Here is a 22,138-nt window from a genome sequence, read left to right as displayed (position 1 = left end):
CGTCGGGTTCCTGTTGAGCGTCAGTCAGTGGGTGGCCGCGCTCGCGTCGTCGCTGACGAGCAGGAGCTCGCCGCGCAGCGAATGCGGATACGCATGGTTGATCTTCACGTCGATCATCTGGCCGATCAGGCGCGGGTGCGACGCGAGCGGCGCCGGGAAATTCACGACCCGGTTGTTCTCGGTGCGGCCCGCGAGTTCGTTCGGGTCCTTGCGCGACGGGCCCTCGACGAGGATCCGCTCGACCTTCCCGACCATCGACTGGCTGATGCGCGCGACGTTTTCCTCGATGGTCGCCTGCAGATGTTGCAGGCGTTTGAGCTTCACTTCGCGCGGCGTGTCGTCGTGCAGGTTCGCGGCCGGCGTGCCGGGGCGCGGGCTGTAGATGAACGAGAAGCTGGTGTCGTAGCTCATGTCGTGCACGAGCGCCATCATCTTGTCGAAATCGTCCTCGGTCTCGCCGGGGAAGCCGACGATCATGTCGGTCGACAGCGACAGGTCCGGGCGGATCGCGCGCAGCTTGCGGATCACCGACTTGTATTCGAGCACCGTGTAGCCGCGCTTCATCGCCATCAGGATGCGGTCGGAACCGTGCTGGACGGGCAGGTGCAGGTGGTTCACGAGCTTCGGCACCTTCGCGTAGGTGTCGATCAGGCGCTGCGTGAATTCCTTCGGGTGCGACGTCGTATAGCGGATCCGCTCGATGCCGGGGATGTCGGCGACGTATTCGATCAGCGTCGCGAAATCGGCGATCTCCGACGAGCCGGCCGTCAGCGCGCCACGATAGGCGTTCACGTTCTGGCCGAGCAGCGTGACTTCGCGCACGCCCTGGTCGGCGAGGCCGGCCACTTCGGTCAGCACGTCGTCGAGCGGGCGCGACACTTCATCGCCGCGCGTGTACGGCACCACGCAGTAGCTGCAGTACTTCGAGCAGCCTTCCATGATCGACACGAACGCGCTCGGCCCTTCGACGCGCGCGGGCGGCAGGTGGTCGAACTTCTCGATTTCGGGGAACGTGATGTCGACCTGCGAGCGGCCGCTCGCGCGGCGCGCGTCGATCATCTGCGGCAGGCGGTGCAGGGTCTGCGGGCCGAATACCAGGTCGACGTACGGTGCACGGGACACGATCGACGCGCCTTCCTGGCTCGCGACGCAGCCGCCGACGCCGATCAGCAGATCCGGCTTCGCTTCCTTCAGCTCGCGCACGCGGCCGAGATCGGAGAACACCTTCTCCTGCGCCTTTTCACGCACCGAGCACGTGTTGAACAGGATGATGTCCGCGTCTTCCGGGGTGTCGGTCTTTTCGAGGCCTTCGGCCGCATTCAGCACGTCCACCATCTTGTCCGAGTCGTACTCGTTCATCTGGCAGCCGAAGGTCTTTACGTAAACTTTCTTGGTCATGGGGGTTCGCCGTTCGCAGTGGTTGACCTGGGGGCGTCGTCAAGAGTGAATCGGGACGGCCGTGCGCTGCACGCGGATGGCGCGCAGCCAGCATGAAAGGCCGTCGGGAAAGCCTTCCATTATAGCTTTTCATGCTGCCCGGGACGGGCGGCGGGTTGCGGCCGCGCGACGCCGCCTGCCAGGTTTCGACCCCCGGACGACGGTGCGCCGGCCATCAGCGGCACGCGTTCAGCAGGTCGTCGTGCGCGGCTTCCTCGCGCGCGAAGCGTTCGGCGAGAAAGTCGAGCAGCACGCGCACGCGTGGCGCCATGTAGCGCTTGCCGGGATAGATCGCGTGCAGCGGCGCGCTCTGGTGCCGCCAGTCGGGCAGCAGGACCTTGAGCCGCCCGGCGCGGATGTCGTCGGCGACATCCCAGATCGAGTTCAGCACGATGCCGCGGCCGCGCAGCGCCCACTCGCGGGCGAGGCCGCCGTCGTTGGTCTCGAACGCGGTGGCGAGCGGCACCGTGCAGGTCTGGGTGTCGTCGCCGCGCGTGAAGCGCCACGTGTTCATCGGCCCGGACGCCACCGTGATCACGTTGCACGGAAAGCGGGCCAGATCGTGCGGATCACTCGGCACGCCGTGGCGTTCGATGAAAGACGGCGCCGCGCACGGCACGCGCCGGTCCGCGGCGAGCCGGCGGGCGATCAGCGCGCCGTCGGGCGGTGCCGCGAAGCGGATCGCGAGGTCGATCTCGTCCTGCCACAGGTTCACCGTCGAGTCGGACGCCGTCAGCGAGAACGTCACGTCCGGGTAGCGGGCGGTGAATTCGTCGAGCCAGTCGAGCAGCCGGCGGCGGCCGAAATCGGACGTCGCCGACAACCGCACCCGGCCGGCGACGACATTGCGGCCGGCCTGCAGCAGCGCGTTGGCGTCGTCGAGCGCCTGCAATGCCTGCCGGCAGCCGTTCAGGTACAGGCGGCCCTCGTCGGTGAGCCGCAACTGCCGGGTCGAACGATCGAACAGCCGGGTCGCGACGGCTGCCTCGAGCTTTGCGAGGCGCGCGCTCGCGGCGGCCGGCGTGAGGTTCAGCTTGCGCCCGGCAGCGGACAGGCTGCCCAGTTCGGCCGCCTCGACGAACAGCCGGATATCGCCCAGTCGATCCATCGGATTTTTCAGAAATTTTTGAAAATGGTTCAAATGCCACGCCAATTCTCAAATATAGGCGTATTCGGGACAATGCGCGCACATCCCGCATTTTGGTGCGGTGCGGCACCGACCGGGCGCCGCACCCGCCGCTTCCCGGAGAACCTCATGCCCATTCCCTTGCTGGCGCTCGCGATCAGCGCCTTCGCCATCGGCACCACCGAATTCATCATCATGGGCCTGTTGCCCGAAGTCGCGCAGGATCTGGCCGTGTCGCTACCGTCGGCCGGGCTGCTCGTGACCGGCTACGCGCTCGGCGTCGCGGCCGGCGCGCCGCTGCTCGCGGTGCTGACGAGCCGCATGCCGCGCAAGGCCGCGCTGCAGTTGCTGATGGCGATTTTCATCGTCGGCAACGTGCTGTGCGCGACCGCGTCCGGCTACGCGATGCTGATGGTCGCGCGCGTCGTCACGTCGTTCGCGCACGGATCGTTCTTCGGGATCGGCGCGGTGGTCGCCGCATCGCTCGTGCCGACCGACAAGCGCGCGAGCGCGATCGCGCTGATGTTCACGGGGCTCACGCTGGCGAACGTGCTCGGCGTGCCGTTCGGCACGTTCGTCGGTCAGCTGCTCGGCTGGCGCGCGTCGTTCTGGATCGTCGCCGCGCTCGGCGTGCTGGCGCTCGGCGGCGTCGCCGCGCTCGTGCCGAACCGCCACGACAGCGGGCCGGTCGGCCTCGGCCACGAAGTGCGCGTGCTGAAGGAGCCGCAGGTGTGGCTCGCGCTGCTGATGACGGTGCTCGGCTTCGGCGGCGTGTTCGTCGTGTTCACGTACATCGCGCCGATCCTCCAGTCCGTGTCGGGCTATTCGCCGCGCGCGGTCGCGCTGATCCTCGTGCTGTTCGGCGCGGGGCTCACGATCGGCAACACGCTGGGCGGCAAGCTCGCCGACCGCGCGCTGATGCCGTCGCTGATCGCGATCCTCGTCGCACTGATCGCAGTGATGGTCGTGTTCGCGAAGACGAGCCACTATCCGGTCGCGGCGGCCGTGACCGTGTTCGCGTGGGGGATCGCCGCGTTCGCGACGGTGCCGCCGCTGCAGGCGCGCATGGTCGAGAAGGCCGCGAGCGCGCCGCATCTCGCGTCGACGCTGAACATCGGTGCGTTCAACGTCGGCAATGCACTCGGTGCGTGGCTCGGCGGCTTTGCGCTGGATCGCGGCCTCGCGCTCGATGCGCTGCCGTGGGTCGCCGTCGCGGTGACGTTCGCGGCGCTCGTCGTCACGTGGTTCGCGATGCGGCTCGATGCGCGCGGGCCGGCAAGCGGCGCGGCGCCGGCGGCGCAATGAATGGCGAATGAGCGGCGCCTGCGCGACGCGATAGCGGCAGGAAAAGGTTCGCGAGAAACGCATTCCTCCGCGATGCTGATAACGGTGTGAAGATAACTTCGTTTGCCGGTGCAGGGCCGGGTGATAGCGTCTCGATACGCGCCGTTGCTGGCGCAACCCGATTCCGATCCCGGCTTACCCCATACGCAGGGCTGCACAAGCGGCCCGGAGGCAATGCTATGTCTTCATCCCTGGCGCTCGTGCGCGACCTGTCTTCCTTCGAGTCCGGCAATGCCGTCGATGCGCGGGCCGCTGCGTCGCTCGACGTGCTCGAGCAGGTCGTCGGCGTGAACCTCGCGCGGTTGCGTGCCGAGCGGCAGTTGTCGCTCGATGCGCTCGCACGGCTGTCCGGCGTGTCGCGTGCGATGCTCGCGCAGATCGAGTCGGCGCGCAGCGTGCCGTCAATCAAGGTGCTCTGCAAGATCGCCGCGGCGCTGAAGGTATCGGTCGCCGCATTCCTGCGCCGCCATGCGGTGAACGGCTTCGAGCATCTGGCGGCCGAGCGTGCGTCGCGCGTCGTCAGCTCGAACGGCCGCTTCTCGGCGCGCGCGCTGTACCCGGAAGGCGAGCCGGCCGCGGCCGAGTTCCACGAGCTGCGGATCGCGCCGCTGCATACGGAGCCCGGCACCCGTCGCGCGCCCGGCACGACGGTCAACCTCGTCGTCAGCGAGGGCACGCTGGAAGTCAGCGTACATGATCGCCGCCAGTTGCTCGCGACCGGCGATGCGATCGTGTTCGATGCCGACCAGCCGTACAGCCTGCGCAATCCGGGTGACAGCGAGGCGCGCGCGTTTCGCGTGACGGTGAGCCCCGAGGTGCCGCCGCGCTGGCTCGTGCCCGATGCGGCGCACGCGACCCATGCAGCGCACGCGGCCGGCTGATCGCGCAGGCCGCACGGAAGCGGGCCGCGTTCCCGTCGTTGGGGAGAGATCGCGGGTCGCCCGTCGGCCGTTCGGACGATGCCGTTAGACGGAGTCGTCAGTAAGGTTTTAGGTGATGTTCGCTGCGCCGCGCGCGCAGCTGTTGTATGCTTGGCCCGCCGTTGATGGGATTGGCCCATCCGGCAATCAGTGCGTCTTCAGGGCGGGGCGAAATTCCCCACCGGCGGTAGGCTGGCGTAAGCCGGCGAGCCCGCGAGCGCCCGCGCATCCGCGCGGGGTCAGCAGATCTGGTCGAATGCCAGAGCCGACGGTCACAGTCCGGATGAGAGAAGATGTGCAGATAGTCATGTCCGCCAGGGCCGCTTCGCGATGCATGCGAAGCGGGTTGTCGTTCTGTCTGTTTGCAATGCCCTGAAACGTTTTTCGCCCAAATCGTCTTTGCGAGGAGCGTTTCACATGTCCTTGATGTCCATTTCGTCGGCACCCGCCGACGCCTTTGCCGATCTCCCGTTGCTGGATTCCGAACCGGTGCCGCCGCGCATTGCCGCCGCGCTCGAAGCGATGCGCGCAGGCCGTGCGGTCGTGCTGCAGGACGACCACGACCGCGAGAACGAAGCCGACCTGATCGTTGCCGCCGAGCGCATCACGCCCGAGACGATGGCGCTGCTGATCCGCGAGTGCAGCGGCATCGTGTGCCTGTGCCTGACCGACGACACGGTGCGTGCGCTCGAGTTGCCGCCGATGGTGCAGACCAACGAGAGTCGCAACGGCACCGCGTTCACCGTCTCGATCGAGGCACGCGAAGGCGTGCATACGGGCGTATCGGCGGCCGATCGCGTGACGACGATCCGCGCGGCGATCGCCGAAGGGGCGAAGCCGCACGACATCGTGCGCCCCGGCCACGTGTTTCCGTTGCGTGCGCAACCGGGCGGCGTGCTGGCACGCCGCGGTCACACCGAAGGCACGGTCGACCTGTCGATCCTCGCAGGCCTGAAGCCGGCCGGCGTGCTGTGCGAGCTGATGAATCCGGACGGCACGATGACGCGCGGCGACGACGTCGAGCGTTTTGCGCAACAGCACGGGCTGCCGATGCTGACGATCGCGGAACTCGTCGAGTTCCGCGAGGCGCTGGCCGCTGCGCGCGAGCGCTGCTGCGAACCGGCCTGAGGGTAAGGAAGGCGGGCGCGTTCGCGCGCCCGTGGCACGGCGTGCGTGAACCGGCGCACGCCGGATCGGCTCGATCAGCGTGATCGGGCCGGCACGACCGTCAGGACTGTACGTCCCCGAACTCGCCGCGCATGCCGGCTTCGACGAACGCCGGCAGTTCGTCCATCTTGCGCATGATCCGCGTGATGCCCATCGCGCGCAGCGCGTCCGCGTAGTTGTCCGGGATGTGGCTCGCGCCGACGAACGCGATCGTCTTCATGCCCGCCGCACGCGCGGCATTCAGCCCCGATACGCTGTCCTCGACGACGATGCAGCGTTCCGGCGCGACACCGAGCGTGTGCGCCGCATGCAGGTAGACGTCGGGGTAGGGCTTCGGCCGCGCCACCTGCTCGGAGCTGAACACGCGATCGCCGAAGATCTCGGTGAGCGACGCGCGCTTCAGCGAGCTGCGCACGCGCGCGAGCCGGCTGTTCGACACGACCGCCGCCGGCAGGCTCACCTTCAGCAGCGCATCGCGCACGCCGGTGATCGGCGCGAGCGACTGCGCCAGCGCGCTCTCGATGTTGTGCTCGATGGTCTCGATGAAATTGGCCGGCATTTCGATCCCGAAGCGGGATTCGATTCCCGCCAGGAAGCGCGACGTCTGCTGGCCGAACGCCGACTTCGCGGCGGCTTCGAAATCGAGATTCGGGAACGTGGCGGACAGCGTGTCGAGCAGCACGCGGTCGGCGATGACTTCGCTGTCGACGAGCACGCCGTCGCAGTCGCAGATGAGGTGATCGAGCATGGTGGTGAAAAGCGGGATGTCGGCGACGCAGATCAATTCGCCATCATACGTGCTTTCACGCATACGCCGCGCGACGCTTCGGCAAATTTTCCCGATGCGTCCGCGTGCTCGCCACGTGTCGTCCAGAGGGGCGGCCGATCGTCCGGTGGCGGCCCGCGGGCGCGGTGCGCCGCCGCCTGCCAGCGGTTGCGTTACAGCTCGATCACGCGCCCCGTTTTCCACGACTTCATCGCGGCCTCGGCCAGTTCGAGCGCGGCGAGCCCGTCGTCGATCGTCGTCCTGACCGGCGTGCCGTCGCGCAGCGCGTCGACGAAGTGCGCGATCTCGGCCGCGTACGCATGCCGGTAGCGCTCGAGGAAGAACGGCTCCGGCACGTCCGTCGCGATGCCGCCCGCGAGCCACGCGCTCACCTCGGTCGGCCGCACGTTGCCGGCCTGCAGCATCCCGTTGCTGCCGAGCAGTTCGAAACGCTGATCGTAGCCGTACGCGGCGCGCCGCGACGTGTTGATCTGGCACAGCAGCCCGCGCCGCGTGCGGATCGTCACGGCAGTCGAATCGATGTCGCCTGCGTCTTGCACGGCCGGATCGGTCAGGCAACTGCCGGTTGCGTGCAGCGTCTGCGCTTCGTCGCCGAGGATCCAGCGGAACACGTCGAAATCGTGGATCAGCATGTCCTTGAAGATGCCGCCCGAGCTGCGGATGTAGTCGACGGGCGGTGCGCCCGGGTCGCGGCTCGTGACGACCAGCATTTCCGGCGCACCGATCTCGCCGCGCTCGACGCGCGCCTTCAGCGCGGCGAAGGTCGGGTCGAAGCGGCGCTGGAAGCCGATCATGCAGGTCACGCCGCTGCGCCGGACGACGTCCGCGCACGCACGCGAGCGCTCGACGGTCAGGTCGACGGGCTTCTCGCAGAACACGGCCTTGCCCGCGTGCGCAGCCGCGACGATCAGGTCCGCATGCGTGTCGGTGCTCGACGCGATCACCACGGCCTGGACAGCCGGATCGCCGAGCGCGCGCTCGACGTCGGCCACCTGCGCGCCGTGCGCGTGGGCCAGTGCTTCGGCCGACGGCGCGTGCCGGTCGACCACGTACTTCAGCTTCGCGCCCGGATGGCGCGCGAGATTCGCCGCGTGGATCTTGCCGATCCGTCCCGCGCCGAACAACGCGAATTCGATCATTCCGTTCTCCTGTTGATTTCGTGGTTTTCCATCGGCACGCGGCTCGAGTCGGCCATGCACCGTGGCGGCGGTCATCGATCCGCCAGTGCGCCGCGCACGTAGTCGATGCTCGCCCGCAGCCGGTCCTCGATATCGTCGGCTTCGGCGATCTCGCTCGCGAATGGCTCGAACGAGAACGCGCCGCGGTAGCCGCGCGCGAGCAGTTCGCGCAGTTGCCGGATATTGCCGAGCCGGTCGGCGCCGCCGACCAGCACGCGATGGCCGTCGCGCATCCGGTCGACCGGCAGGTCGTCTTCCTCGACGCCCGAGAGATGCACGAGGCCCGTCAGGTTCGGGAAGAAGATGTCCTCGCCCGACAGGTGATGGTGGAACGTGTCGTGCACGAGCCGGAACACCTGTTCGCCCGCCGCGTCGTAGATGCCTTTCACCGCATCCGACTTGCGGCGCAGCGCGCATTCCTCGAAGCCGAGCGGCTCGATGAAGCCGAGCAGGCCGCGCGCGGCGAGGATTGGCTCGAGCGCTTTCAGCGCTTTCACGAGGTCGGCGTGGCGCACGTCCGCGCTGCGCGCGTCGCTCCGGCTGTTGGTCGGGCACAGCACCAGCGCACGCGCGCCGCATTGCGTCGCGTAGTCGGCCAGCACGGTCGCCTCGTCCGCGCGCTCGGCGTTCCATTGCTCGAAGCGTTGCAACGCGTTGATCGTCAGGATCGTCACGCCACCGGCTTCGGCCGTTGCGCGCACGGCGGTGGCCGGCGTGCCGTCGGCGATCTCGACGCCGTCGAGATCGTTGCGGATCTCGATCGTGTCGACGCCGAGGCGCTTGCACAGCGCGACGTAACGGTCGAACGGCAAGCGCGGCGCGCTCATCCGGTTCAGCGAAAAATGGAAGGCTTGCGTCATCGTTCTGTCCTTGGGGTTCGAGTGGGGGCGGGTTCGAATCAGGTGCCGGTGTGCACGAGGTTGGCTGTCGACGGCGCGGCGAGGGCATGCCACGTGTCGCGCAGCCAGTGCGCGCACGCGATGTTGTTGTCGAAGATCGAATAGCGTGCGCCGCCGCCGTAGTCGGGGAACGGGATGAACTCGCAGCTGATCTGTTCGAGTCGCGACGGTTGTGCGTGGGTCTGCGATTGCAGCAACTGGCGAAGCGCGGCCTTCCACGTGTCGAGCGCCGCCGCGTGCCATGTGCCGTGATAGGCGCCCGGCGCTGGCGCGACGAACGGATACTGGATGCCGCGCCCGGGCTTGCCGTTCGCGCGGCGCATCCAAGGGTTGTCGGGATTGTTCGGGCTCACGCTGCGCGCATGCGCGTGCCGGACCCAGCCGCGCGCGATCCAGTCGGTGTAGAGGGCGTCGGGCGACGCAGGGTCGAGCATCCGGCGGCCGCCGTCGGCCGCTTCGCGCAGGCCCGATGCATCGAGTTCGGCGCGATTGCCGATCTTGAACAGCAGGTGCGAATGATCGATCGTGATCCGGAACGGCACGCCGGCCTGCTCGACATGCCGCGCGACGCGCGCGATGCGCGTGAAATCCTCGCTCCACATGTCGACGTGCACTTCGAGGCTCGGCAGGCAACCGGCCGGCTCGCCGCGCTCGTAAGTGCGCAGGTAGAAATCGGCGACTTCGCGATCCGACAGCGGATGACCGTCCGCGTGATGCGCGAGCAACTGGCAGTTGAGCACCGTGCTGCCGAAGCGCGCACCCGCGTCGACGATTTCGGCGACGTGTGCTTCGTCGCGGCCCGCGCACCAGATGCCGCCGATCACGCGAATCGGCAGCGCATGGCGTTCGACCAGCGCGAAATACGGCGACAGGTCTTCGCCGCGCGCTGGGTTCTTTTCGACGTAGTCGAATGCACCGGCGCCGGCGACCATCCGGAAGCGTTCGGCGGGCGCGGGCAACGGCAGGCCGTCGTGTTCGAGCACGCCGTCGAGGTTCACGCCGATGAGAATCGGTTCAGCCATCGTCTCCTGTCCGCCGTTGTCATGGGATTGGCTGCCCAATGTACGGATGCGCGGCGCGGGCTGCATGACAAACGTTGGCGAAAAATCGCCAATGCGGCGGTCGATTTTTTTGCAACGCGCATGCGGTGCGACAGACGGTGCGACAAACGCTTCACCCAGCGGCGGGATTCAGGTCGGCAGGTAGGCGCTGGTCCTCACGTTCGCCGGACAGAACACGCGGAATTCGACCGGGTCGGCCGGCGGCGGCTGTTCGACGATTCCGCACGCATGCAGCACGTGTTGCAGCGCGGAAATCACCTGACCGTCCGGATCCTGGTCGATCGCGAGGTCCATCGCGCCGGCTTCGATGAAGGTGCGATGCAGGTCGATCATCTCGTGGCCGATCCACACGATCCGGCCGGTGGCGCCGGCCTTGCGCAGCGCCGCTTCGATGCCGGCCGAGCCGGCGCCGCTGTTGTAGATCGCGACCACGTCGTCGTGCGCCTGCAGCGCCTTCGTCACGGCGCGGTAGCAGCGGTCGTCCTGGTCGAGCGTCTCGACCGGCTCGTCGGCGCAGCGGACGGCGGCGAACGCTTCGGTGAGCTGGTCTCGGCAGCCGGCCATCCGGTCGGCGTGCGCGCGGTAGCCCATGCGCCCGCCGAGCAGCAGCACGCGGCCGGGGCGTGCCGCCAGGCGGCCGATGTAGTAGCCGGCGGTGCGCCCGGCCCGGTAGTTGTCGATGCCCGCGAAGTGCACGCGGTCGATGCCGCCGATGTCGGTGACCATCGTGACGACGGTCTCGCCGCGCGCGATCGCGCCGGCCAGCGCGTCGCGCACACGGGCCGTGTCGCGCGCCGTCACGATCAGTGCCGCGCGCCGGTACGCGGGCTTTTCGATCAGCGCGGCGGCCCGCTCGTCGTCGGCGGCGGGCAGGATCGTCCGGTGCACGACTACGCGCCGGTCGAGCATCTGCAGCGAGCGCTGCAACGCCAATTGCAGCCGCCGGAAGAATGCCGCGTCGGTGTCCGGCAGCAGCACGTCGACATGGATCAGCCCGTGCCGCGTGTCGGGCAACTGACGCGGCACGCCGAGCTGCCGCGCGGCCGCCACCACGCGCTCGCGCGCTTGTGCCGACACGCTGCCGCGCTCGTTCAGCACACGGTCGACGGTGGTCGTGCTGACCCCGGCGAGCGCCGCGATCTCGTCGAAGCGTGCGGTGCGCTTGCGCCAGCGCGGCCCGGATTCGCCTGCCATGGTTGTCTCCATCGTGGTGTCGCCATCGAGACGTGGCGATGCGAGGAACGCTAAAGCGATGGCGAAATTTCGTCAACGTTTCGATTGAGCGGAGGCGGCCGCGGGCCTAATTTTGATTCCATGCCGAAGCGCTTGCCGCGCTTCCTACGAACAAGGAATCAAGGAGACGCACGTGGCTCATCTCGACGATCAGGCGCACGACCGCACGGCGGCGCGCCGTCAGGAGTACCGGATGATCGGCGGTGCCGGCGAGCGCGCGCACGCGGCCGGGCTCGTCAACGCCGAGTGGTACCGGTGCGCGGTGCCGCGGCCGCTGATGAAGCAGCTGATGCAGCGCGGCGACGCGCGCGCGATCCGCGACACGCTGCTCTGGTACGCGGCGATCGCGATCAGCGGTGTGCTCGCGTGGCTGGCGTGGCGCACGCATTCGGCGTGGGCGATCCCCGCGTTCTTCGTGTACGGCACGCTCTACTGCAGCCCGGCCGATTCGCGCTGGCACGAATGCGGGCATGGCACCGCGTTCCGCACGCGCTGGATGAACGACGTGCTGTATCAGGTCGCGTCGTTCCAGGTGTTCCGCCGCGCGACGGCGTGGCGCTGGAGCCATGCGCGCCATCACACCGATACGCTGGTCGTCGGGCGCGATCCGGAAATCGCCGCGCCGAAGCCGACCGACTGGCTTTCGCTCGCGCTGAACGTCGTCGCGCTGAAGCATGTGGCCGGCGAGCTGCGCAAGATGATCGCGATTGCGTTCACCGGCCGGCTCGACGACGACGAGCGTACCTACGTGCCCGAATCGGAACGACCGAAGGTGGTGCGCGAGTCTCGCATCCATCTCGCGGTGTACGCGCTCGTGACCGGTGCTTCGCTCTACTGGCACACGATCCTGCCGCTGCTCTACATCGGGCTGCCGAGCCTCTACGGTGCGTGGCTATACCTGTATTTCGGCCTCACGCAGCACGCGGGGATGCCCGAGAACGTGCTCGATCACCGCCGCAACTGCCGGACCGTGATGATGAATCCGGTGTTCCGCTTCCTGTACTGGAACATGAACTACCACGTCGAGCACCACATGTTCCCGATGGTGCCGTTCCATGCGTTGCCGAAACTGCACGAGGCGGTGAAGGCCGACATGCCGCCGCCGTACCGCAGCACGCTGGCCGCGTATGCGGAGATCGTGCCGGCGCTGGTCCGGCAGACGCGCGACCCGACCGATTACGTCGTGCGGCCCGTGCCGGATGCCGCGCATGCGTGACCGACAACGAACCTTCCCACCCAGGAGACACGCAACATGACGCAATGGATCGACACCGGCGCGCTCGACGACATCGACGACGAAGACGTCGCGCGCTTCGACCATGCCGGCCACACGTACGCGATCTACCGCATCGACGGCGAAGTCTATGCGAGCGACGGCCTGTGCACGCACGAGCACGTGCATCTCGCGGACGGGCTCGTGATCGACCACGTGATCGAATGCCCGAAGCACAACGGGCGCTTCGACGTCCGCGATGGCCGGCCGCTGTCCGCACCCGCATGCGAGAAGCTGCGCACGTACCGCGCGAAGATCGAAGACGGCCGCATCCTGATCGAGGTGTGACGCGATGACGAACGACCGGGTGATGGCGATCGTCGGCGCGGGCCACGCGGGCGGCCGCGCGGCGCAGGTGCTGCGCGACTCCGGCTGGGGTGGGCGGATCGTGCTGATCGGCGCGGAGGCGCACCTGCCGTACGAGCGGCCGCCGTTGTCGAAGGGCGTGCTGACCGGCGAACGCAGCGCGGCGCAGTGCCGGTTGCGCGATCCGGACGCGTGGGCGGCCGATCGCATCGAGCCGGTTGTCGCGACGGTCGAGCGCATCGATCCGGGCGCACGTGAAGTGCGCGTGTCGGATGGCAGCGTATTCGGCTACGACGCGTTGCTGCTCGCGACCGGCGGCCGCGCGCGTCGCCTGACGATTCCGGGCGCGACGCTCGACGGCGTGTTTGCGTTGCGCACGCTCGACGACGCAGCGGCACTCGGCGCGCGGCTCGTGCCCGACACACGGATCGTGCTGATCGGCGGCGGTTTCATCGGTCTCGAAGTCGCGGCGTCGGCGCGACTGCGCGGCTGTCGCGTGACGGTGCTCGATGCAGCGACGCGCCTGCTCGGGCGCGCGGTGCCGGAGACGATCGCGGCGCGCGTGCACGCGCTTCACGAACGGCAGGGCGTGACCATTCGCGTGAACTGCAAGCCGGTTGCGATCGAGCGCACGGCGGGCGGTGCGCTGGCCGTCGTGCTCGACGACGGCGACACGCTGATCGCCGATACGGTCGTCGCCGGCATCGGCATCGAGCCGGCCGACGAGCTGGCGCGCGATGCGGGCCTCGCAGTCGAGCGCGGCATCGTCGTGAACGCGCGGCTCGAAACGTCGGCGCGCGGCATCTACGCGGCCGGCGACGTCGCGGTGTTTCCGAGTGCATTGTCGGGGCGGCCGGTCAGGCAGGAGACGTGGCACGGCGCCGAGACCCAGGCGCGCGTCGCCGCGCGCAACATGCTCGGCGCCGACGAGCCGTATCGCGAGATGCCGTGGTTCTGGTCGGATCAATACGACGCGCAGTTGCATGTGGCCGGTGAGCCGGCGCTCGGCGAGCGGTCGGTCGCGCGCGTGCTCGGCGACGACGCGGAGATCCATTTCCATTTCGACGCCGGTGCGCGGCTCGTCGCGGCGAGTGGGTTCGGCCGCGCGTCGGGGTTCGTCAAGGAAATGCGGGTTGCGCGGATGCTGGTCGAGCGTGGGGCGGACGTGACGCCGACCGCAGTGGCGGACGTGAACGTGAAGCTGAAATCGCTGATCGGAGAGGCGGGCGGCAGGTAGCGAAACGATGCGCGCAATGCGCAACTGGCGCGCGCCACAGGCCGTGGAAACGAGTACGAAGGAGGGGAGAAGCGGCACGGGTGCGATACCCGCGCCGCTATGCCGGCGTGCCGGCGGTCAGGCGAACGAGCCTGTTCCCGAAGCGCGCGGGTCGATTGCCACGCGCTTCGTCACAGGCCGGCGTTCAGGCCATCGCGTGCAGGCGCAGGTACAGGCCAGCCGCCGCGGCGCCGCCCAGCAGCGGGCCGACGACGGGCACCCATGCATAGCGCCAGTCGCTGTCGCGCTTGCCGGGGATCGGCAGCAGCGCGTGCATGATGCGCGGCGACAGGTCGCGTGCGGGGCTCATCGCATAGCCGGTCGGGCCGCCGAGCGAGATGCCGATGCCGAGCACGAGCAGGCCGACAGGCAGTGCGTCGAGTGCGCCGAGACCAACCTGCGGCGACGCGAGGTACAGCACGCCGAGGATCAGCACGAACGTGCAGATCGCTTCGGTCAGCACGTTGTGCGTGACGCTGCGGATCGCGGGCGCCGTGCAGAACACCGCGAGCTTCAGGTCCGCATCGGCTTCCTTCGCGAAGTGCTGGCGATACGCGAGCCACACGAGCAGCGCGCCCGCCATCCCGCCGAGCATCTGCGCGAGGATGTAGCCGCCGACTTTCGACCACGCGAACTTGCCCGCGAGCGCGAGACTGATGGTGACGATCGGGTTCAGGTGTGCGCCGCTGAACGACGCGGTCACGTAGACGGCGACGAAAACGGCCATCGCCCAGCCCATCACGATCACGATCAGGTCCGCGCCTTTGCCCTTGGTCTTTGCAAGCAGCACGTTTGCGACCGCGCCGTTGCCGAGCAGCACGAGGATCGCTGTGCCGATGAACTCTGCAATATAAGGTGACATGGTTGTCTCTCGTATGTCATCGCGGACTCGCGCGTTGCGCGGTCCGCCGGTGTTGTTGTATTTCGTCCGGATGTCTGAGGATTACTGGGCGTCGTCGGCCCATGCCTTCGCGGCACGTACCGCACGCTGCCAGCCCGACATGCAGCGTTCGACCTGCTCCTTCGGCATCGACGGCGAGAAGCGGCGATCGAGTTGCCACTGGTCGCGCACTTCGTCGAGGTTCTTCCAGTAGCCGATCGCGAGACCCGCGAGATAGGCCGCGCCGAGCGCGGTCGTCTCGGTGATCTGCGGACGCACCGCGTCGACGCCGAGCAGGTCCGCCTGGAACTGCATCAGCAGGTCGTTCGCGCTCGCGCCGCCATCGACGCGCAGCTCGCCGATGCTGATGCCCGAGTCGGCTTCCATCGCGGCCAGCACGTCGAGCGACTGGTACGCGATCGAATCGAGCGCCGCGCGTGCGAGGTGCGCGGAGGTCGTACCGCGCGTGACGCCGAACACCGAGCCGCGCGCCCGCGCGTTCCAGTGCGGTGCGCCGAGGCCCGCGAAGGCCGGCACGAGATAGACGCCGTCGGTATGCGGCACGCTCGCGGCGAGCGCTTCGATCTCAGCGGCCGACTTGATGATGCCGACGCCGTCGCGCAACCATTGCACCACCGCTCCCGCGATGAAGATGCTGCCTTCCAGCGCGTACTGCACGTTGTCGCCGATCTGCCAGGCGATCGTCGTGACGAGGTTGTTCTTCGATTCGATCGGCTTGTCGCCGGTGTTCATCATCAGGAAGCAGCCGGTGCCGTAGGTGTTCTTCACCATGCCGGACTGCGTGCACATCTGGCCGAACAGCGCCGCCTGCTGGTCGCCCGCGATGCCCGCGAGCGGGATCTTCGACGCGAACACGGTGGTCTTCGTGTGGCCGTAGATTTCCGACGATGCCTTCACTTCCGGCAGCATGCTGCGCGGGATGTCGAGCATGTCGAGCAGTTCGTTGTCCCACTCGCGCGTGTGGATGTTGAACAGCATCGTGCGCGACGCGTTCGTCACGTCGGTCACGTGCAGTTCGTGCTTCGTGAAGTTCCACACGAGCCAGCTGTCGACGGTGCCGAACGCGAGCTTGCCTTGCTTGGCCTTCTCGCGTGCGCCCGGCACGTTGTCGAGGATCCAGCGGATCTTGGTCCCTGAGAAGTACGAATCGATCGGCAGGCCGGTCTTCGCGCGCACCTTCGCCTCGAAGCCCTGCGCCTTCAGCGAATCGCAGAAGTCGGCCGTGCGGCGATCCTGCCAGACGATCGCGTTGTACACGGGCTGGCCCGTCTCGCGATCCCAGACGATCGTGGTTTCACGCTGGTTGGTGATGCCGATCGCGGCGATCGACGTGCCGTTCAGGCCCGTGCGCGTGACGGCTTCAGCGGCGACGCCGGCTTGCGTCGACCAGATTTCCTGCGGGTCGTGCTCGACCCAGCCGGGTTGCGGGTAGATCTGCTCGAATTCCTTCTGGGCGATCGAAACGATATTGCCCTGGCGATCGAACAGCATCGCGCGGGAACTCGTGGTGCCCTGGTCAAGCGCGAGGATGTACTGATCCTGCATGTCTCTCATCTCCATCCGTGGATTTGGCTTAGTTGTGATGCGCGCCGCGTGGGGCGGCGCGTCGGTGAGTCAACGTCGGTACGGCAACTGCAACTGCATTCGGATCAGGCCTGCGGCGCGTGCGCGGCGGCGAACCACGCATCGACCGCGGCGGTCACCGCGTCGAGCGTGCCAGGCGCCACGTGCAGGCCGAGCTTCGAGCGGCGCCACAGCACGTCCTGCGCGCAGGTTGCCCATTCGGCATCGCGCAGGTAGCGCAGTTCGGCGTCGTGGATGCCCGGTGCGATTTCGGTGCCGAGATCGGCGAGCGATTTCGCGCCGTCGATCACGCGCTCCGCGCGCGTGCCGTAGGCGCGCGCATAGCGGCGGGCGAGCGCGGCGGGCAGCCACGCATGGCGTTTGGCGAACGTATCGGCGAATGCGTCGAACTTCGCGTTCGCGATGTCGCCGCCCGGCAGCGCGACGCCGGCCGTCCAGGTCTTCGCGTCGCGGCCGAGCGCGCTGCACAGCATGTCGCCGGCTTCTTCCGCGAGCTTGCGGAAGGTGGTGATCTTGCCGCCGAACACCGACAGCAGCGGGGCGCCCGCGCCATCGTCCAGCTCGAGGCGGTAGTCGCGCGTGACGGCCGATGCGTTCGCTGCGTTCTCGTCTTCCAGCAGCGGGCGCACGCCCGAGTAGGTCCAGTGCACGTCGGCCGGCGAGATCTTGCGCTTGAAGTAGCGGTTGATCGAGTCGCACAGGTACTGCGTCTCGTCGCGATCGATCGCGACCTTCGCGGGATCGTTCGTGTATTCGACGTCGGTCGTGCCGATCAGCGTGAAATCGTGTTCGTACGGAATCGCGAAGATGATCCGCTTGTCCGGGTTCTGGAAGATGTACGCGTGGTCGTGATCGAACAGGCGGCGCGTGATGATGTGGCTGCCCTTCACGAGTCGCACGCTGTGGTGCGCGCCGCGGCCGAGCGCGCCTTTCAGCACTTCGCCGACCCACGGGCCGGCCGCGTTCGCGATCGCGCGCGCATGCACGACGCGGATCGAACCGTCGGCGTGCTGCAGCCGCGCCTCCCATTCGTCGCCGCGACGTTCGGCGGACACCAGCTTCGTGCGCGTCAGGATCTCGGCGCCGCGCTCCTTCGCATCCATCGCGTTCAGCACGACGAGGCGCGCGTCGTCGACCCAGCCGTCCGAATAGACGAAGCCGCGCTTGATCGAATCGATCAGCGGCGCGCCGGCCGCATGGCGGCGCATGTCGATGCCGCGCGAGCCGGGCAGCAGTTCGCGTTTCGCGAGGTGATCGTAAAGGAACAGGCCGATGCGGATCAGCCAGGCCGGACGCAGGTTCGGCATGTGCGGCATCACGAAGCGCAGCGGCCACATGATGTGCGGCGCCGCGCGCAGCAGCGTCTCGCGCTCCTGCAGCGCCTTGCGCACGAGTCCGAACTCGTTGTACTCGAGGTAGCGCAGGCCGCCGTGAATCAGCTTCGTGCTGCACGACGACGTGTGCGACGCGAGATCGTCCTGCTCGCAGAGCATGACCGACAGGCCGCGGCCGGCCGCATCGCGCGCGATGCCCGCGCCGTTGATGCCGCCGCCGACGACGAGCAGATCGTAGCGATTCGGTTGGGTCACCTGCTGTCCTTATCGTCTGAGGGAAATGGGTGAACAGAAAATGTTCGAATTCGAAATTTAACGAACGAAATCGAAAAAGTAAAGTTCGAAAAAGCGGGGCCAGTAGCGCACGGCGCGATCCCGGACGATACTGGCGGAATCGACCGTTTCGCGAGGTGAATCATGCGTATTGGGATGTGGGCCGGCGTGTGCGCCGTCCTTCTGGCGGGCTGCAGTGCCGGCACGCCGCCGCTTACCGGCAACTGGCGGGCGCCGTCGTTCGTCGACCTGCAGACGTCGTGCGGCGGCACGGCGCGGGACTGGGGCGCGGATGCGCAGCCGGTCTATTCGACGCTGTACGACGCGTACGTGGCGAAGCGGTATCGCGGGCTGACCGAAGCGAACTATTGTGCGTTCGTAAACGAACTTTCGACGCACTATGCGGCGCCCGACGCGGCGACGCGCGCCGGCTGGATCGCCTACTTCAACGGTGCGCGCGCGCAGGCCATCAGCTGGCGGGCGGCGGTCGATCCGACGCTGCGCGGCGGCTGAAGCAGGCTGCGGTGGGGCGGCGGCAGGGAAGCGGGAATGGCCGCGCGGCCCGGCATGCGGGCGGCGCGGTCAGGTCAGGAGCGGTGTGGTTTTACGAATAGCGGTATTTGATGGATCGCAGCGCGGCGTCGCCGGTTTCGGTCACGCAGTATTTGCGCCCCGACCCGAGTCCTTCCAGACGGACGAGCTGCTGTTCGAGCAGTGCGTCGATTTCGTCCCGATCCATGTTGGTTTGATCGGGAGCGTCCTTCACAAGCAATAGCGTGGCGAATTCATGCGGACTCAGCATCGTTCTCTCCATGGCGACCAGTCAGCCCGCGCGGCCGGCGCAAAAGCCGACGCGCGATACCCAGCGGGGTATGGCTTGGGGGGAAAAGCTGCATTCGCCGGCCATGTCATTCGTCCGCGCCCTGGCACAGGCGGAACGGCCGAACGGGCCGGGGAACTGGAGTCTAGTCGAGCGCGCAGGCAACGACAAATCGTGCCCCGTTAATTTTCCGTTTGACAGCCCGGCCGCGCGCAAGCGGTTTGCTTGCGACGCCAACTTCTTGATTTCACTTGAAGTTTCAGGTGCGGTGCAGCATCGGAGCCATCACTCCGCGACGTACACCTGGGTACCCGCAGCCGCAACGGTGTCGGCCATCTCGGGCGGCAGCGGCTTGTCGGTGAACAGTGCGTGCACCTGGCTCAAATGCCCCTGGCGCACCAGCGCGGGGCGACCGACCTTCGAATGGTCGGTCACGAGATAGACGGTGCGCGCATGCTGCATGATCGCCTCGGCCACACGCACCTCGCGCGTGTCGAAGTCGCGCAGCGTGCCGTCGGCCTCGATCGCCGACGTACCGATGATCGCGTAGTCGACCTTGAACTGGCGGATGAAGTCGATCGCGAGTTCGCCGACGATCCCCTTGTCCCACGGCCGCACGATGCCGCCCGTGATCAGCACCTCGCAGTCGGGGTAGCCGCTCATCATCGACGCGACGTTCAGGTTGTTCGTGATCACGTGCAGCCCGTGGTGACGGTTCAGCGCGCGCGCGACTTCCTCGGTGGTCGTGCCGAGGTTGATGAACAGCGATGCCTGGTCGGGAATGTGCGACGCCGCGAGCGCCGCGATGCGCCGCTTCTCGTCGTGGAACATCCGCTGGCGCGCCGTGTACGACACGTTCTCCGAGCTGGTCGGCAGGCTCGCGCCGCCATGGTAGCGGCGCAGCAGGTTCAGGTCGGCGAGCCAGTTCACGTCGCGGCGGATCGTCTGCGGCGTCACCGCGAAGTGCGCGGCGAGATCGTCGACGGTCACGAAGCCGTCGCGCTGCACCCATTCGAGCAATTCCTGCTGGCGCGCGTTGAGGGTGAGGCGGGGATCTCGGGTCATGGCTCGATGGTCGTGTCGTGAGACGGAGCGGGTATTGTAAGGGCGGCAACGGCGTTAGGCCGGCCCGGCCGGCACGGTTGCCCGATATTCATGCGGAAACTGCATGGATTGATGTAACAAATGAATTTGTGCGATTGCGCCGATCGCGCTGCAATGGCGGATTGCGCGCGCACGCGGGTGCGCGTCCGGCGCGTTCATTCAGCTTTCGACGAGGTGGAACCGATGACTGGCTTCAACTGGCACAACCCGTATCCGACGACCCGTATTCCGGTGTTCGCGCGCAACGTCGTGTCGACGTCGCACCCGCTCGCCGCGCAGGCCGGCCTCCGGATGCTGTGGAAGGGCGGCAACGCGGTCGACGCGGCCCTGGCCGCCGCGGCCGCGCTCACGGTCGTCGAGCCCGTGTCGTGCGGGCTCGGCGGCGACGCATTTGCGCTCGTGTGGGACGGCGAGCGGCTGTCCGGGCTGAACGCGTCGGGTGTCGCGCCGACCGCATGGAACGTCGACTATTTCCGCCAGCGCCATGGCGAGGCGGGCAACGGCATCGCGAACAAACCGACGCGCGGCTGGGATACCGTCACCGTGCCGGGCGTGATCGCGGGCTGGGAGGCGCTGCATGCGAAATTCGGTTCGCTGCCGTTCGCGGACCTGCTCGAACCGGCGATCGAGATCGCGGAGCGCGGCTATGCGGTGCCGCCGATCGTTGCGCACAAGTGGGCGGCCGCGGTGCCGGAACTCAAGGGGCTGCCGGGTTTCGCGGACACCTTCATGCCGCACGGCCGCGCACCGCAGGTGGGTGAGCGCATGTGTCTGCCGGGCCATGCGCAGACGTTGCGCACACTGCAGAAGGAGGGCGCCCGCGCGTTCTACGAGGGCGCGCTCGCCGAGCGCATCGCCGCGTTCTCCCGCGAAGGCGGTGGCGCGCTGAGCGCCGCCGACCTGCACGCCTACCGGCCCGAATGGGTCGAACCGATCGGCAAGCGCTTCGGCCGCCACACGATCCACGAGATTCCACCGAACGGGCAGGGCATCGCCGCGCTGATCGCACTCGGGATCGCCGAGCACGCGGGCCTGACCGAATGGCCAGTCGATTCGGTCGACTCGCAGCATCTGCAGATCGAAGCGATGAAGCTCGCGTTCGCCGATGTCTATCGTTATGTCGCCGATCCGCGCGCGATGGACGTCACGCCCGAGCAGATGCTCGACGACGCATATCTCGCCGAACGCGCGAAGCTGATCGATCCCGCGCGCGCGACGCACTTCGGCGCCGGCCGGCCGCATTCGGGCGGCACGGTCTACCTGTCGGCGGCCGACGAGCGCGGGATGATGGTGAGCTTCATCCAGTCGAACTACATGGGCTTCGGCTCGGGGCTCGTCGTGCCCGGCACCGGCATCGCGCTGCAGAACCGCGGGCACGGCTTCTCGATGGACCCGGCTTCGCCGAACGTCGTCGCGGGCGGCAAGCGGCCGTTTCACACGATCATTCCGGCGTTCGTCACCGAGGAGGTCGACGGCCGCACCGAGGCCGTGATGAGCTTCGGCGTGATGGGCGGCGACATGCAGCCGCAAGGGCACCTGCAGACCGTCGTGCGAATGCTCGGCTACGGGCAGCAACCGCAGGCTGCCTGCGATGCGCCGCGCTGGAAGGTCAATCGCGACTTCACGCTGGACGTCGAAGCGACGATGAATCGCGCGACCGTCGAGGCACTGGCCGCACGCGGCCATACGATCAAGTCGATCGACGATCCTTACATGGATTTCGGTTCGGGGCAGTTCATCTGGCGTCTCGATCGCGATGATCGCGAACGCGGCTACGTGGCCGCGAGCGACAGCCGGCGCGACGGTCTGGCAGCGGGTTTCTGACGGATTGCTGCCGGCTTTCGCCGGCATTTCCTGCGCTTCACGGGCGGCCGAACGGCCGCCCGTTTCGTTTGCCGCGGCCGTATCGGCGAGCGGGCGCAAGCGGTTTGAAGGACTCGTCTAACCAACGGCAACAGACGGCGTGGAACTGCGCTCGTCGGGTATGGTCAGTGCTTGGAGCACGAACATCAAAGTCCGGCTAAGATGCCAGCATGGTTCGGCCGGACCAATCCACTATATAACGCAAGTAAAACGCCGCCTGCGGGACGGTTGGCGCCTGTGCCGAAGGCATGG

The 22,138-nt window shown here is 67.8% G+C and carries 21 protein-coding genes and 1 riboswitch; of the genes, 8 read left to right on the top strand and 13 right to left on the bottom strand.

Annotation, left to right across the window (positions count from 1 at the left end; all coding sequences use genetic code 11):
• Positions 1-24: 24 nt before the first annotated feature.
• The gene (gene miaB / locus BDO18943_RS09450) at positions 25-1,398 is read right to left on the bottom strand and encodes a tRNA (N6-isopentenyl adenosine(37)-C2)-methylthiotransferase MiaB (protein ID WP_175022067.1); all 1,374 of its coding nucleotides are present in this window, start codon (positions 1,396-1,398) and stop codon (positions 25-27) included.
• 214 nt (positions 1,399-1,612) lie between these two features.
• Positions 1,613-2,545, bottom strand: coding sequence for a LysR family transcriptional regulator (locus tag BDO18943_RS09445; protein ID WP_175022066.1), 933 nt, complete (start codon positions 2,543-2,545; stop codon positions 1,613-1,615).
• A gap of 147 nt (positions 2,546-2,692) precedes the next feature.
• Between BDO18943_RS09445 and BDO18943_RS09440 the strand changes: the two genes are divergently transcribed.
• The 3 genes from BDO18943_RS09440 (at position 2,693) to ribB (ending at position 5,955) form a co-directional block, all read left to right on the top strand.
• Entirely contained in the window at positions 2,693-3,868 is a 1,176-nt protein-coding gene (locus tag BDO18943_RS09440) for an MFS transporter (RefSeq protein WP_175022065.1), read from the top strand.
• A gap of 218 nt (positions 3,869-4,086) precedes the next feature.
• Positions 4,087-4,788 carry a helix-turn-helix domain-containing protein gene (locus BDO18943_RS09435; protein WP_175022064.1) on the top strand — a complete coding sequence of 234 codons (702 nt, stop codon included), beginning with the start codon at positions 4,087-4,089 and terminating at the stop codon, positions 4,786-4,788.
• 189 nt (positions 4,789-4,977) lie between these two features.
• Positions 4,978-5,126: riboswitch (FMN riboswitch) on the top strand.
• A gap of 118 nt (positions 5,127-5,244) precedes the next feature.
• Positions 5,245-5,955, top strand: a complete 711-nt coding sequence (gene ribB, locus BDO18943_RS09430) for a 3,4-dihydroxy-2-butanone-4-phosphate synthase (RefSeq protein WP_011353122.1) — start codon at positions 5,245-5,247, stop codon at positions 5,953-5,955.
• A gap of 100 nt (positions 5,956-6,055) precedes the next feature.
• Here the strand turns inward: ribB and BDO18943_RS09425 are convergent, their stop codons facing one another.
• From BDO18943_RS09425 to BDO18943_RS09405, 5 genes are all read right to left on the bottom strand, one after another.
• Entirely contained in the window at positions 6,056-6,742 is a 687-nt protein-coding gene (locus BDO18943_RS09425) for an HAD family hydrolase (protein WP_175022063.1), read from the bottom strand.
• Positions 6,743-6,933: 191 nt separating this feature from the next.
• Positions 6,934-7,920, bottom strand: a complete 987-nt coding sequence (iolG, locus tag BDO18943_RS09420; protein ID WP_175022062.1) for an inositol 2-dehydrogenase — start codon at positions 7,918-7,920, stop codon at positions 6,934-6,936.
• A 71-nt stretch (positions 7,921-7,991) separates the two neighbouring features.
• Positions 7,992-8,819, bottom strand: coding sequence for a TIM barrel protein (locus BDO18943_RS09415; protein WP_175022061.1), 828 nt, complete (start codon positions 8,817-8,819; stop codon positions 7,992-7,994).
• A gap of 38 nt (positions 8,820-8,857) precedes the next feature.
• Positions 8,858-9,880, bottom strand: a complete 1,023-nt coding sequence (locus BDO18943_RS09410) for a xylose isomerase (RefSeq protein ID WP_175022060.1) — start codon at positions 9,878-9,880, stop codon at positions 8,858-8,860.
• 168 nt (positions 9,881-10,048) lie between these two features.
• The gene (locus tag BDO18943_RS09405) at positions 10,049-11,113 is read right to left on the bottom strand and encodes a LacI family DNA-binding transcriptional regulator (RefSeq protein WP_175022059.1); all 1,065 of its coding nucleotides are present in this window, start codon (positions 11,111-11,113) and stop codon (positions 10,049-10,051) included.
• 172 nt (positions 11,114-11,285) lie between these two features.
• Between BDO18943_RS09405 and BDO18943_RS09400 the strand changes: the two genes are divergently transcribed.
• From BDO18943_RS09400 to BDO18943_RS09390, 3 genes are read left to right on the top strand one after another with little or no spacing between them, the layout of a single operon-like run.
• Entirely contained in the window at positions 11,286-12,368 is a 1,083-nt protein-coding gene (locus BDO18943_RS09400) for a fatty acid desaturase family protein (RefSeq protein WP_175022058.1), read from the top strand.
• 36 nt (positions 12,369-12,404) lie between these two features.
• Positions 12,405-12,713, top strand: coding sequence for a non-heme iron oxygenase ferredoxin subunit (locus BDO18943_RS09395; RefSeq protein ID WP_011353115.1), 309 nt, complete (start codon positions 12,405-12,407; stop codon positions 12,711-12,713).
• A 4-nt stretch (positions 12,714-12,717) separates the two neighbouring features.
• Positions 12,718-13,968, top strand: coding sequence for an NAD(P)/FAD-dependent oxidoreductase (locus BDO18943_RS09390; RefSeq protein ID WP_175022057.1), 1,251 nt, complete (start codon positions 12,718-12,720; stop codon positions 13,966-13,968).
• Between the two features lie 184 nt (positions 13,969-14,152).
• On the opposite strand, the gene BDO18943_RS09385 is transcribed toward BDO18943_RS09390, so the two are convergent.
• The 3 genes from BDO18943_RS09385 to glpD form a co-directional block, all read right to left on the bottom strand.
• Complete coding sequence (locus tag BDO18943_RS09385) at positions 14,153-14,869, bottom strand: MIP/aquaporin family protein (RefSeq protein WP_011353113.1); 717 nt, start codon at positions 14,867-14,869, stop codon at positions 14,153-14,155.
• Between the two features lie 81 nt (positions 14,870-14,950).
• On the bottom strand, positions 14,951-16,453 hold the full coding sequence (glpK, locus tag BDO18943_RS09380) for a glycerol kinase GlpK (RefSeq protein ID WP_089440962.1): 1,503 nt from the start codon (positions 16,451-16,453) through the stop codon (positions 14,951-14,953).
• A gap of 104 nt (positions 16,454-16,557) precedes the next feature.
• Entirely contained in the window at positions 16,558-18,081 is a 1,524-nt protein-coding gene (gene glpD / locus BDO18943_RS09375; RefSeq protein WP_175022056.1) for a glycerol-3-phosphate dehydrogenase, read from the bottom strand.
• A gap of 162 nt (positions 18,082-18,243) precedes the next feature.
• Between glpD and BDO18943_RS09370 the strand changes: the two genes are divergently transcribed.
• Positions 18,244-18,612, top strand: a complete 369-nt coding sequence (locus BDO18943_RS09370) for a hypothetical protein (protein WP_175022055.1) — start codon at positions 18,244-18,246, stop codon at positions 18,610-18,612.
• A gap of 91 nt (positions 18,613-18,703) precedes the next feature.
• Here BDO18943_RS09370 and BDO18943_RS09365 read toward each other — a convergent pair whose 3' ends face one another.
• The 3 genes from BDO18943_RS09365 to BDO18943_RS09355 form a co-directional block, all read right to left on the bottom strand.
• Positions 18,704-18,901, bottom strand: a complete 198-nt coding sequence (locus BDO18943_RS09365) for a hypothetical protein (protein WP_006751304.1) — start codon at positions 18,899-18,901, stop codon at positions 18,704-18,706.
• Between the two features lie 303 nt (positions 18,902-19,204).
• Complete coding sequence (locus BDO18943_RS09360; RefSeq protein WP_006493999.1) at positions 19,205-19,984, bottom strand: DeoR/GlpR family DNA-binding transcription regulator; 780 nt, start codon at positions 19,982-19,984, stop codon at positions 19,205-19,207.
• 54 nt (positions 19,985-20,038) lie between these two features.
• Positions 20,039-20,182, bottom strand: a complete 144-nt coding sequence (locus tag BDO18943_RS09355; protein ID WP_175021984.1) for a hypothetical protein — start codon at positions 20,180-20,182, stop codon at positions 20,039-20,041.
• Positions 20,183-20,206: 24 nt separating this feature from the next.
• Here BDO18943_RS09355 and BDO18943_RS09350 point away from each other — a divergent pair, with 24 nt between their 5' ends.
• Complete coding sequence (locus BDO18943_RS09350) at positions 20,207-21,847, top strand: gamma-glutamyltransferase family protein (protein WP_175022054.1); 1,641 nt, start codon at positions 20,207-20,209, stop codon at positions 21,845-21,847.
• The last annotated feature ends 291 nt before the right edge of the window (positions 21,848-22,138 follow it).

The organism is Burkholderia aenigmatica, from assembly GCF_902499175.1.
Taxonomy (GTDB): domain Bacteria; phylum Pseudomonadota; class Gammaproteobacteria; order Burkholderiales; family Burkholderiaceae; genus Burkholderia; species Burkholderia aenigmatica.
The sequence above is the reverse complement of the archived record's forward strand: the minus strand, read 5'-3'. Positions and strand labels throughout refer to the sequence as shown.

Bases quoted from the DNA above. Each gene is read 5' to 3' on its own strand.
- miaB (WP_175022067.1), bottom strand. From the start codon at position 1,398: ATGACCAAGAAAGTTTACGTAAAGACCTTCGGCTGCCAGATGAACGAG.
- BDO18943_RS09445 (WP_175022066.1), bottom strand. From the start codon at position 2,545: ATGGATCGACTGGGCGATATCCGGCTGTTCGTCGAGGCGGCCGAACTG.
- BDO18943_RS09440 (WP_175022065.1), top strand. From the start codon at position 2,693: ATGCCCATTCCCTTGCTGGCGCTCGCGATCAGCGCCTTCGCCATCGGC.
- BDO18943_RS09435 (WP_175022064.1), top strand. From the start codon at position 4,087: ATGTCTTCATCCCTGGCGCTCGTGCGCGACCTGTCTTCCTTCGAGTCC.
- ribB (WP_011353122.1), top strand. From the start codon at position 5,245: ATGTCCTTGATGTCCATTTCGTCGGCACCCGCCGACGCCTTTGCCGAT.
- BDO18943_RS09425 (WP_175022063.1), bottom strand. From the start codon at position 6,742: ATGCTCGATCACCTCATCTGCGACTGCGACGGCGTGCTCGTCGACAGC.
- iolG (WP_175022062.1), bottom strand. From the start codon at position 7,920: ATGATCGAATTCGCGTTGTTCGGCGCGGGACGGATCGGCAAGATCCAC.
- BDO18943_RS09415 (WP_175022061.1), bottom strand. From the start codon at position 8,819: ATGACGCAAGCCTTCCATTTTTCGCTGAACCGGATGAGCGCGCCGCGC.
- BDO18943_RS09410 (WP_175022060.1), bottom strand. From the start codon at position 9,880: ATGGCTGAACCGATTCTCATCGGCGTGAACCTCGACGGCGTGCTCGAA.
- BDO18943_RS09405 (WP_175022059.1), bottom strand. From the start codon at position 11,113: ATGGCAGGCGAATCCGGGCCGCGCTGGCGCAAGCGCACCGCACGCTTC.
- BDO18943_RS09395 (WP_011353115.1), top strand. From the start codon at position 12,405: ATGACGCAATGGATCGACACCGGCGCGCTCGACGACATCGACGACGAA.
- BDO18943_RS09390 (WP_175022057.1), top strand. From the start codon at position 12,718: ATGACGAACGACCGGGTGATGGCGATCGTCGGCGCGGGCCACGCGGGC.
- BDO18943_RS09385 (WP_011353113.1), bottom strand. From the start codon at position 14,869: ATGTCACCTTATATTGCAGAGTTCATCGGCACAGCGATCCTCGTGCTG.
- glpK (WP_089440962.1), bottom strand. From the start codon at position 16,453: ATGCAGGATCAGTACATCCTCGCGCTTGACCAGGGCACCACGAGTTCC.
- BDO18943_RS09370 (WP_175022055.1), top strand. From the start codon at position 18,244: ATGCGTATTGGGATGTGGGCCGGCGTGTGCGCCGTCCTTCTGGCGGGC.
- BDO18943_RS09365 (WP_006751304.1), bottom strand. From the start codon at position 18,901: ATGCTGAGTCCGCATGAATTCGCCACGCTATTGCTTGTGAAGGACGCT.
- BDO18943_RS09360 (WP_006493999.1), bottom strand. From the start codon at position 19,984: ATGACCCGAGATCCCCGCCTCACCCTCAACGCGCGCCAGCAGGAATTG.
- BDO18943_RS09355 (WP_175021984.1), bottom strand. From the start codon at position 20,182: ATGAACGCGCCGGACGCGCACCCGCGTGCGCGCGCAATCCGCCATTGC.
- BDO18943_RS09350 (WP_175022054.1), top strand. From the start codon at position 20,207: ATGACTGGCTTCAACTGGCACAACCCGTATCCGACGACCCGTATTCCG.